The sequence below is a fragment of the Mycobacterium sp. E3305 genome, assembly GCF_001666785.1.
GTDB lineage: Bacteria > Actinomycetota > Actinomycetes > Mycobacteriales > Mycobacteriaceae > Mycobacterium.
The window spans coordinates 124,365-134,548 of record NZ_LZJA01000154.1 but is presented as its reverse complement, the minus strand read 5'-3'; the positions used below and the strand labels follow the sequence as shown (position 1 = coordinate 134,548).

The 10,184-nt window shown below is 71.1% G+C and carries 10 protein-coding genes and 1 pseudogene; 5 read left to right on the top strand and 6 right to left on the bottom strand.

All coding sequences use genetic code 11. From position 1 onward, the window contains the following. Both A5701_RS29340 and A5701_RS28215 read right to left on the bottom strand, forming a co-directional pair. The coding region (locus A5701_RS29340) for a hypothetical protein (protein ID WP_369807422.1) at window positions 1–68 on the bottom strand (68 nt) is incomplete at its 3' end. A 112-nt stretch (window positions 69–180) separates the two neighbouring features. Continuing rightward, window positions 181–282, bottom strand: a pseudogene (locus A5701_RS28215) (histidine phosphatase family protein); the annotation flags it as partial. 2 nt (window positions 283–284) lie between these two features. On the opposite strand from A5701_RS28215, the gene A5701_RS14665 reads away from it, so the two are divergent. The 4 genes from A5701_RS14665 to A5701_RS14650 are packed head-to-tail and all read left to right on the top strand — an operon-like array spanning window position 285 to window position 4,575. Beyond that, a complete protein-coding gene (locus tag A5701_RS14665; RefSeq protein WP_067754578.1) occupies window positions 285–2,288 on the top strand; it encodes an SDR family oxidoreductase in 2,004 nt (667 codons plus the stop codon). Between the two features lie 42 nt (window positions 2,289–2,330). Beyond that, window positions 2,331–3,074 (top strand): 2OG-Fe dioxygenase family protein, encoded by a 744-nt coding sequence (locus A5701_RS14660; protein WP_067754575.1) that lies wholly within the window; start codon window positions 2,331–2,333, stop codon window positions 3,072–3,074. A 20-nt stretch (window positions 3,075–3,094) separates the two neighbouring features. Beyond that, window positions 3,095–4,120, top strand: a complete 1,026-nt coding sequence (locus A5701_RS14655) for a nucleoside hydrolase (protein WP_082969755.1) — start codon at window positions 3,095–3,097, stop codon at window positions 4,118–4,120. Next, a complete protein-coding gene (locus A5701_RS14650) occupies window positions 4,117–4,575 on the top strand; it encodes a hypothetical protein (RefSeq protein ID WP_067754572.1) in 459 nt (152 codons plus the stop codon). The genes A5701_RS14655 and A5701_RS14650 overlap by 4 nt, the downstream gene beginning before the upstream one ends. 4 nt (window positions 4,576–4,579) lie before the next feature. Here A5701_RS14650 and cmaA1 read toward each other — a convergent pair whose 3' ends face one another. The 3 genes from cmaA1 to A5701_RS14635 form a co-directional block, all read right to left on the bottom strand. Continuing rightward, on the bottom strand, window positions 4,580–5,467 hold the full coding sequence (gene cmaA1 / locus A5701_RS14645) for a cyclopropane mycolic acid synthase CmaA1 (RefSeq protein ID WP_067754569.1): 888 nt from the start codon (window positions 5,465–5,467) through the stop codon (window positions 4,580–4,582). A gap of 110 nt (window positions 5,468–5,577) precedes the next feature. Then, the gene (locus A5701_RS14640) at window positions 5,578–7,110 is read right to left on the bottom strand and encodes a DNA polymerase Y family protein (RefSeq protein WP_067754637.1); all 1,533 of its coding nucleotides are present in this window, start codon (window positions 7,108–7,110) and stop codon (window positions 5,578–5,580) included. Between the two features lie 38 nt (window positions 7,111–7,148). Continuing rightward, the gene (locus A5701_RS14635; protein WP_067754566.1) at window positions 7,149–7,817 is read right to left on the bottom strand and encodes a hypothetical protein; all 669 of its coding nucleotides are present in this window, start codon (window positions 7,815–7,817) and stop codon (window positions 7,149–7,151) included. Window positions 7,818–7,956: 139 nt separating this feature from the next. On the opposite strand from A5701_RS14635, the gene A5701_RS14630 reads away from it, so the two are divergent. Further along, window positions 7,957–8,493 carry a hypothetical protein gene (locus A5701_RS14630; RefSeq protein ID WP_231968800.1) on the top strand — a complete coding sequence of 179 codons (537 nt, stop codon included), beginning with the start codon at window positions 7,957–7,959 and terminating at the stop codon, window positions 8,491–8,493. An 84-nt stretch (window positions 8,494–8,577) separates the two neighbouring features. Here A5701_RS14630 and guaA read toward each other — a convergent pair whose 3' ends face one another. Then, window positions 8,578–10,146: a glutamine-hydrolyzing GMP synthase gene (gene guaA, locus A5701_RS14625; RefSeq protein WP_197504983.1), complete on the bottom strand. Its 1,569-nt coding sequence runs from the start codon at window positions 10,144–10,146 to the stop codon at window positions 8,578–8,580. Window positions 10,147–10,184: the final 38 nt, after the last annotated feature.

The following is a 10,184-nucleotide window of genomic DNA, read 5'->3' as shown; positions in this document are numbered from 1 at the left end:
GGGTCCAGCAGCCGGGCGACGACGCGGCGACCAATAAACCCGGTACCGCCGGTAACGACATACCGCATGCAGCCATCGTGGCGGTCGCGACCGCCCGCGTCAACTGTGGCGATCGCGAGCGCGGCGTCGCCGGGCGCGGCGGGTCGCCACTGTCAACCGTCGCGGGCGTGGCGGGGATTGTCAGTTGTGGAAGTCGCGAATGCCGTCCCAGTCGACCAGGGTCCAGCCGTTCATCGGGTTGCCGGTGATCACCACGCGGCCGACGTTGGGCAGGGGATGGCTGCATGCGGTATGTCGTTACCGGCGGTACCGGGTTTATTGGTCGCCGCGTCGTCGCCCGGCTGCTGGACACCCAACCCGATGCGCAGGTGTGGGTGCTGGTCCGGCGGGAGTCGCTGGGGCGTTTCGAACGGCTCGCGGCCGAGTGGAGTGACCGGGCCAAACCGCTGGTCGGAGCGCTGCCGGAGCTGGAGCTGACCGACGAGACCCTCGCCGAGCTGGGCAGCATCGACCACGTCGTGCATTGCGCAGCCATCTACGACATCACCGCCGGCGAGGCCGAGCAGCGGGCCACCAATGTCGAGGGGACCCGCGCCGTCATCGAGCTGGCGCGGCGGCTCGGCGCGACGCTGCACCACGTGTCCTCGATCGCGGTCGCGGGGGACTTCCCCGGCGAATACACCGAGGACGACTTCGATGTCGGCCAGCCGTTGCCGACCCCGTATCACCGGACCAAGTTCGAGGCCGAGTTGCTGGTGCGGTCGGCGCCCGGGCTGCGTTATCGGATCTACCGCCCGGCGGTGGTGGTCGGCGATTCGCGCACCGGCGAGATGGACAAGATCGACGGGCCGTACTACTTCTTCGGCGTGCTGGCCAAGCTGGCGGTGCTGCCCAGGTTGACGCCGATCATGCTCCCCGACACCGGCCGCACCAACATCGTGCCGGTCGACTACGTCGTCGACGCGCTCGTGGCGCTGATGCACGCCGACGGTCTGGACGGCCGCGCCTTCCACCTCACCGCCCCCAAAACCGTCGGGCTGCGGGGCATCTACCGCGGCGTCGCCAAGGCGGCCGGGCTCCCGCCGGCGCGCGGGTCGCTGCCCGGCTCGGTGGCCGCCCCGGTGCTGAAGGTGCGCGGGCGGGCCAGGGTGCTGCGCAACATGGCGGCCACCCAGCTCGGTATCCCGGCCGAGGTCTTCGACCTGGTCGACCTCAAGCCCACCTTCGTCAGCGACCAGACCCGGAAAGCCTTGCGCGGCACGGGCATCGAGGTGCCCGAGTTCTCCAGTTACGCGCCCGGGCTGTGGCGGTACTGGGCCGAGCACCTGGACCCGGACCGGGCGCGCCGCGACGACCCGCACGGGCCGCTGCACGGCCGGCACGTCATCATCACCGGCGCGTCCAGCGGCATCGGCCGGGCGGCGGCCATCGCGGTGGCCGAGCGCGGGGCGACGGTGTTCGCCCTGGCCCGCAACGCCGACGCGCTGGATCAACTGGTCGCCGAGATCCGCGCGGCCGGCGGTGACGCCCACGCCTTCACTTGCGACGTCACCGATTCCACCTCGGTCGAGCACACCATCAAGGACATCCTGGGCCGCTTCGACCACGTCGACTACCTGGTGAACAACGCCGGCCGGTCGATCCGCCGCTCGGTGGTCAACTCGACCGACCGGCTGCACGACTACGAGCGGGTGATGGCGGTCAACTACTTCGGCGCGGTGCGGATGGTGCTGGCGCTGCTGCCGCACTGGCGCGAGCGCCGCTTCGGTCATGTGGTCAACGTCTCCAGCGCCGGCGTGCAGGCCCGCAATCCGAAGTACAGCTCGTACCTGCCCACCAAGGCGGCGCTGGACGCGTTCGCCGACGTGGTCGGCTCGGAGACGCTGTCCGACCACATCACGTTCACCAATATTCATATGCCACTGGTCCGTACGCCGATGATCGCGCCGTCGCACCGGCTCAACCCGGTGCCCGCGATCAGCCCGGAGCGCGCCGCCGCCATGGTGGTGCGCGGGCTGGTCGAGAAGCCGGCGCGCATCGACACCCCCCTCGGAACGCTGGCCGAGGTGGGCAACTACTTCGCGCCGCGGACGTCCAGGCGGATCCTGCACCAGCTGTACCTCGGTTACCCCGACTCGGCCGCGGCCCGCGGACTGCCCACCGAGCCGCCCGCCGCGCCCCCGCCGCGGCGCAAGCCGAGGCGGCCCGTCCGCGCCGTCACCGGCGGCATCCGGACGCCGCGGGGAGTCAAACGGTTGGTGCGCCGGGTGCCCGGGGTGCACTGGTAGTCCGGGCGTTTCAGCCGCGCCTGATTGCGGTATTCCGGCGCGATGACCCGGACGCTTTCCGCGAAACGGGCGGACGCCGACCCGGTGGCCGCCGCGGCCCGCCTGGTCGCCACGCGAGGCGTCGCGGTGATGTCCTCACTCGACGTGACGCGGAGCCTGGGCGCCGGCCGCGAGGAGTGGACCCGATTCGCCCGGCACTGGCAGCAGCTGGGACCCGACCCGTACGCCGCGGAGCTGGGGGTGCAGCGGCTGCGCCGGTACGGCCAGTACTCCTTTCGCGACGGTGCGCTGCGCCCGGTGCCCAGGAGCACGTTCGCGCAACCCGAGGACTCCAACCCCCTCTACATCGGCAAGGACCGCGACTTCGAGCCGCTGACCGACGCTTTCGCCCGGGATCCGTTGCTGCGCAGGATCATCGACCTGCTGGCCCGAGTGGCGGCGGCGCTGGACGACGTCGCGGACTGGAACGTCAAGGTGCATCCGTTCCGGGTCCGGTCGTTGTCCGACGACGGCGGCCATCCGACGCCGGAGGGCATGCACCGCGACGGCGTCACCCTGGTCAGCTCACTGCTGGTCGGGCGGCGCAACGCCATCGGCGGCGAGAGCACGGTGAATGACCGCGACGGCAGGCAGTTGCTGGCGACGACGCTGGCCGAACCCGGCACGCTGATGTTGGGCGACGACCGCCGCACCCTGCACGGCGTCTCCCCGATCCGCCCGATCGACGGCTCGGGCCCCGCCCAGCGCGACGTCCTGGTGGTCACCTTCGCCTCGGCGTGGCCCTGAGCGACGGTATCGTTGCCGCGGTGAGGCCCGTATTCGTCGACGTCGACACCGGCGTCGACGACGCGCTGGCGCTGATGTACCTGTTCGCCAGCCCGGACGCCGACGTGGTCGGCATCGCCTCCACCGGGGGAAACGTTGCGGTGCAGCAGGTTTGCGAGAACAACCTGGGCCTGCTCGAGCTGTGCGGGCGCACCGGCGTGCCGGTCTCCAAGGGCGCCGAGGAGACCCTCACCGGGCCGATGAGCCTGCCGTCGAAGGTTCACGGCCCTCGCGGACTGGGCTATGCCGAACTGCCAGCCACCGATCGCCGGCTCACCGTCCACGACTCGGCGACCGCGTGGGTGCGCGCCGCGCGCGCCCATCCCGGTGAGCTGATCGGCGTGGCCACCGGCCCGCTGACCAATCTGGCGCTGGCGCTGCGCGCCGAGCCGGCGCTGCCGACGCTGGTGCGCCGGCTGGTCGTCATGGGCGGCTCCTACGATCACCGCGGCAACACCACCGCGGTGGCCGAATGGAACATCAGCGTGGACCCCGAGGCCGCGGCCGAAGTCTTGGACGCCTGGGCGACCGTTGAGCCGCAACGGCTTCCGCTCCTGTGCGGCCTGGATCTGACCCGCAAGGTGGCGATGACGCCGGAGCACCTCACCAGGCTGGCGGCCGCTGCCGGGTCGACGACGACGCCGATGAGCGCGGGCGACGAGCCCGGCACGCGGTCGACCGCGTCCAACGCGTTGATCCGGGTGATCGAGGACGCGATGCGGTTCTACCTGGAGGCCTACCACGACATCGGCCACGGCTTCCAGGCGCACCTGCACGATCCGCTGGCCGCCGCCGCGGCGCTGGACCCGGGGCTCGTCACCATCCGGCCCGCGACGGTGGACATCGAGCTGACCGGCACGCTGACCCGCGCCATGACCGTGACCGACTGGTCGGGGCGCCGAGAACCCAACGCGCTGATCGGGATCGACGTGGACGCGGCGGCCTTCTTCGACCGGTTTATCGAACGGGTTGGGAGCTTCGCCCGCCGGTTATCCAACACCTCATGAAGATCCGCCTCATCGAAGTTCTGCGCGCGGGGTGGGGTGCCGTGCTGCTGACCGCCCCCTCCGGGGTGCTCGGCCACATCCACGGGGTGCAGGTCGACCGCAAGGCGCTCGTCGTCACCCGGATCCTGGGCGGGCGCCACCTGGTCCAGGCACTGCTCTCGGGCATCAATCCCGGCCCGGAGGTGCTGGCGGCCGGCGTGTGGGTCGACACCGTGCACTCCGCGACGGCGCTCGGCCTCGCCGCGGCGGACCGGCACCGCGCCCGCGGCGGGGTGACCGACGCCGCCGTCGCGGCGTCGTGGGCGGCCCTGGGCTGGCGCCACCTGCGCACCGGTCAGGCCAGGACCGACCGCGTCCGGGGCCGCGACCGGCTGGCCCGCGCGGTGGTGGGCGCGCTCCCCGGCGGTGGCGGGCTGATGGCGCAGGCGCGGGCGGTCCGCTGCGGGCGGGCCTAGGAAGTCATTTCTGCAACGTGAATTGATTGACGTCGATGTATCCGATGCGGAACATCTCGGCGCAGCCGGTCAGGTATTTCATGTACCGTTCGTACACTTCCTCGGATTGCAGCTCGATGGCCTGGTCCTTGTGGGCTTGCAGCGCGGCAGACCAGATGTCGAGCGTCTTCGCGTAGTGCGGCTGCAACGACTGGACGCGACTAACTGTGAAGCCATTCGCGGTGGCGCGTTCTTGCACCATCGGTATCGAGGGCAGTCGCCCGCCCGGAAAGATCTCGGTCACAATGAATTTGACGAATCGGGCGAATGTAAACGAGATGGGCATGCCGCGTTCGACCATCTCCGTCGGATGAAGCCCGGTGATGGTGTGCAACAACATGATCCCGTCATCGGGCAGCAGGTCATGCGCCAGGGTGAAGAACGCGTCGTAGCGCTCGTGCCCGAAGTGTTCGAAGGCGCCGATGCTGACAATCCGGTCGACGGGCTCGTCGAACTGTTCCCAGCCGCGCAGCAGAATCCTCGCCGAACGCGGGCTGGCGGATTGGGCGATCAGCCGCTCGACGTGATCGGCCTGGTTGCGACTCAGGGTGAGGCCGACGACGTTGACGTCGTACTTTTCGAGGGCGCGCATCATCGTGGCCCCCCAGCCGCAGCCGACGTCGAGCAACGTCATACCCGGTTGCAACCCAAGTTTGCCCAGGGCGAGGTCGATTTTGGCGATCTGCGCCTCTTCCAGCGTCATGTCGTCGCGCTCGAAGTAGGCGCAGCTGTACGTCTGGGTGGGGTCGAGGAAAAGCCGGAAGAATTCGTCCGACAAATCGTAGTGGGCCTGCACATCGTCGAAGTGCGGCGTTAAATCCGTCCCCTCGGGGGGCTCCGACGTCGTAGGCATCGTGACAGCCTAGTCGCCGATTTGAGCACGCCGGAAACAGTGAAGTCTCCCGGTCCCTCTGGCATCGGTACGGGGGTGGGGATGACGCCCATCCGGTGCGGATAGCGCCGTCACTCGTAGCTGCCTTCGAGGTACCAGCGCCGCTGGCGGTAGCACAGCAGAAACGCCCGCTCGCCCTCCAGCAAGACCTGCGCGCGGGCGGTGCGGCCCCTTCCCACGTCGGGATCCCACCACCGCTCGTCGACCGGCCATGGCCCGGCCCACCAGTCCAGCCGCTCGTCCTTGCCGTGCACGGTCAGCCGCGCCGGGTCGGCGGAGAACAGCCCACGGCCGGTCACCCGCACCGAATTCCCTTGGCCGTCAAGCAGTTCCACCGGGTCGTCCAGCAAAACCGCCGGTGACGGCTCGGGCAGCCGCCCGGGCCACGGCAGACTCGGGTCGGCCCGCGGCGCCGGTTCGTCGCCCAGCGGGGTCAACGTGATGCGTTCGGCCGGCCCGAGCCCGCCGGACAGCACCGGCACCCGCACCGCCTCCGGGCCGAGCAGGCCCTGCACCCGCACCAGGGCGCGACGGGCCCGCAGCCGGTCCTCCTCGCCGAGGCCGCCCCACAGCGGCAGCTGCAGCGCCTCGGCCGACACCACCTCGACCGCCTGCAACCGCAGCAGGGTCACCGGCGCCGTCGGGCGGGGATTGCGCGTGGTCCGGCTGCTCAACCAGCCGTCCAGTTGCCAGCGCACCCGGTCGGCGGTGGCGTCCTCGGTCAACGGCTCGGCGCATCGCCACACCCGGTGCAGTTCTTCGCCGTTGGCGGTGACGGCGTGAATGCCCAGCCGGGTGCAGCCCACCCCGGCGCCCATCAGAGTCCGATGCAGCGCGGCGGCCAGCGAGCGGCCGGCGAAGGCCGCGGCGTCGACCCTGTCTATCGGCGGGTCGCAGTCCAGCACGGCCTCCAGCTCTTCCGGCGGCTCGCGCCCGGACGGTCCCCGCTCGGGTTCACCGCGGGCCAACCGGTGCGCGGCCACCCCGTCGGCGCCGAACCGGGAGGCCACGTCGGTGGCCGACAGCGCGGCGAATTGCCCGATGGTGCGAATCCCCATGCGCCACAACAGGTCCGTCAGCTCTTCCCGGCCAGGACCACACAGGCTGGGTTCGGTGGCGAGTTGGCGGATAGACAGCACAGACAGGAACTTCGCGTCACCGCCCGCCGGGACGATCCGGCCCGCCCGCGCGGCGAAGACCGCGGTGGACAGCCGGTCTGCGACCCCGACCTGGCACTCGGCGCCGGCCGCAGCCACCGCATCGATCAGCCGCTCGGCGGCGTCGGCCTCGGAGCCGAAATAGCGGGCCGCCCCGCGCCCCGGCAACACCAAGAGCCCGGGCCGCAGCACCTCTGCACGCGGCACCAGGTCGTCCACCGCCGCGATGACCGACTCGAAGAAGCGGGCGTCGCGGTCCGCGTCGGCGGTGGTGACGTGCAGCTGCGGGCAGCGGGCCGCCGCCTCCCGGCGCCGCAGCCCCCGCCGCACCCCCGCCGCGCGGGCGGCCGCCGAACAGGCGATCACCCGATTGGCCAACGTGACCGCCACCGGGGCGGTCGCGGAGAGGCCGGCGGCCGCGGCCGCGGCGACCGCGGGCCAGTCCATGCACCAGATGGCCAGCACCCGGGATGCCACTGGTGAATTCACCCGGCTCGCGCCCGGGCGGTCACCCGCCGGCCCGCACACACCCCGCTGACCTGCAGCCGCACCCGGCTGATCCGGCCGAACCCAGGGCGGCCCCCCGAGGTGAGCTCGTAACCGCAGACCCGAGCCTCCAGCCGGGTGGGCGCCCCCTGCCAGTCACCGTCGGTGACCAGCACGGTGCACCCCTTGTTGCGGGCCCGCGCTACCACCGCCCGCGCCCGGGTCTGCGGCACCCGGCGCCCGCCCAGGCCGAGGACCACCAGATCCATGCCGTCGACGAGCACCGCGGCCACCTCCACCGGATCGGTGCCGGGATCCGGGATCACCGCGACCCGGCTCAGATCCGCCCCCATCTCCGCGGCCGCCAGCAGCCCGATATCCGGCTGGCCGACGATTGCCACGTTGCCGCCCGCCGCCGTCACCGCGGCCACCATGCTCAGCAGCAGCGACCGGGCGCCCGAGAGGACCGCCACCGATCCGCGCGGCAGGGGCGCCGGCAGCGACTCCGCCAACCACCGCGGCAGCGCCAGTTGGGCTTCCGATTCCGGCAGCAGATCGTCGGCACGGGTGGCCGCGGGCCCCGGCGCCTTCCCGGTGATCACGGCCATCCGCCGCCGAAGCGATTCGAGCTGCTCAGCGCGATTTTCGGAGGCCAAAGCCGCGGTCATGACTGCCTCCTGTTCGAATATATGTTCGATACAGTTGGAGTAAACACCCGCCCTCCGACAACCGTCAAGAAACGTGAGAGGCTGCTTTATGCGGTCGTTGCTGGTGTGGCTGATGGTGCTCTTTTGCTGTACTTTTCCGGTGCCAAGTGCCGCCGCCCCCTGCCGGCAGGCGGAGCTGTTCGCCACCGACACCACCGATCCCCTGTTCGAGGCGCAGGCCACCGTGACGATCGCATCAAGCGGCGCGGCGGTGACGGGATCGACCCCGCTCGACGGGGTGTACTGGTCGAGCGCGCAGCACCGGAACACCCGGGAGAGCTCGCGGGAATTTCATCTGTGCGGCGCCGACGGCTCGGTGCACGCCGCCGCCGAGGCGCTGCGCCGCCAGTTCGACCAAGAAGCGGTGCTGACCTTCGACTACGAGCCCACGCCGGACCAGGACGCGATCATCATCGCCGTGCCGGAAGTCGACATCGCCCGCTTCGGCGACGCGCTGGCGGCCGACCCGGCCGCCCGCGACCGCATCCGGGGTGGATCGGTCACCACCACCGACCACACCTTGATCCTGGTCGCGGGAAACCACGATCGAGACGTCGCCCGACGACTCGTCGGCGAAGCCGGCGGCAACTGGGCAGCCGCCACGATCGCTTACGGCCGAAGCGAATTCGTGGAGTAGCCACGCTCTCGAGTGTGCGGCTGGCCGCACGTTCGGCCACGAGTGTGCGGCTGGCCGCACGTTCGTCGCAAAAAGCGAGCGCCTTCACTCCCACTCGATGGTGCCGGGGGGTTTGCTGGTGATGTCGAGCACCACGCGGTTGACCTCGCGGACCTCGTTGGTGATGCGGGTCGAGATGCGCTCCAGCACCTCGTAGGGCACCCGGGTCCAGTCGGCGGTCATGGCGTCCTCGCTGGACACCGGCCGCAGCACGATCGGATGCCCGTACGTCCGGCCGTCACCCTGCACACCGACCGAGCGGACCTCGGCCAGCAACACCACCGGGCATTGCCAGATCAGGTTGTCCAGGCCGGCGGCGGTGAGTTCCTCGCGCGCGATCGAGTCGGCGCGCCGCAGGGTCTCCAACCGCGCCGCGGTGACCTCGCCGACGATTCGGATGCCCAACCCGGGCCCCGGAAAGGGTTGGCGCGCAACGATTTCCTCCGGCAGGCCCAGCTCGCGCCCGACGGCGCGCACCTCGTCCTTGAACAGCAGCCGCAGCGGCTCGACGAGCCGGAACTTCAGGTCGTCGGGCAGGCCGCCGACATTGTGATGGCTCTTGATGTTGGCGGTTCCGCTGCCCCCGCCAGACTCCACCACGTCGGGATACAGCGTGCCCTGCACCAGGAACTCGACCTCGGATCCGGTGTCGCTCAGGATGTCTCGGACCGCGCCCTCGAAGGCCCGGATGAACTGGCGGCCGATGATCTTGCGCTTGCCCTCGGGGTTGGTAACCCCCGACAGCGCCTGCAGGAAGGTGTCCGCGGCGTCGACGGTGACCAGGTTGGCGCCGGTGGCGGCGACGAAGTCGCGCTGCACCTGCGCGCGCTCGCCGGCACGAAGGAGCCCGTGGTCGACGAAGACGCACGTCAGCCGGTCGCCGATGGCGCGCTGCACCAGCGCGGCCGCCACCGCCGAGTCCACCCCGCCGGACAGCCCGCAGATCGCGTGCCCGTCACCGATCTGTTCGCGCACCTGCTCGACCAGCGCGCCGGCGATGTTGGCGGGCGTCCACTCCGCGCCCAGCCCGGCGAAGTCGTGCAGGAACCGGCTGAGCACCTGCTGCCCGTGCGGGGTGTGCATGACCTCGGGGTGGTACTGCACCCCGGCCAGGCGGCGGCTCCGGTTCTCGAAGGCGGCCACTGTCGCGCCCGCGCTGCTGGCGACCACGTCGAACCCCTCCGGCGCGGCGGTGACCGCGTCGCCGTGACTCATCCAGACCGGCTGAGTGCTTGGCAGCCCCGAATGCAATTCGCCGCCAACAACTTTCAGCTCGGTGCGGCCGTATTCGCTGGTGCCGGTGCGGGCGACCGTCCCGCCCAGCGCCTGCGCCATGGCCTGGAATCCGTAGCAGATGCCGAACACCGGCACACCGAGGTCGAACACCGCCGGATCGAGCTGCGGGGCGCCCTCCTCGTAGACGCTGGACGGCCCCCCGGACAGCACCAGCGCCGACGGCTGCCGGGCCTTGATCTCGTCGATCGACGCCGTGTGCGGGATGACCTCGGAGAAGACCCGCGCCTCGCGGACGCGCCGGGCGATCAGCTGCGCATATTGGGCGCCGAAGTCGACCACCAACACGGGCCGCGGCGAGGGGGTTTCCACGGCAGCCAGCTTAGTGGCCGGCTGGGACCGCCCCGGTGGGGCCGTGC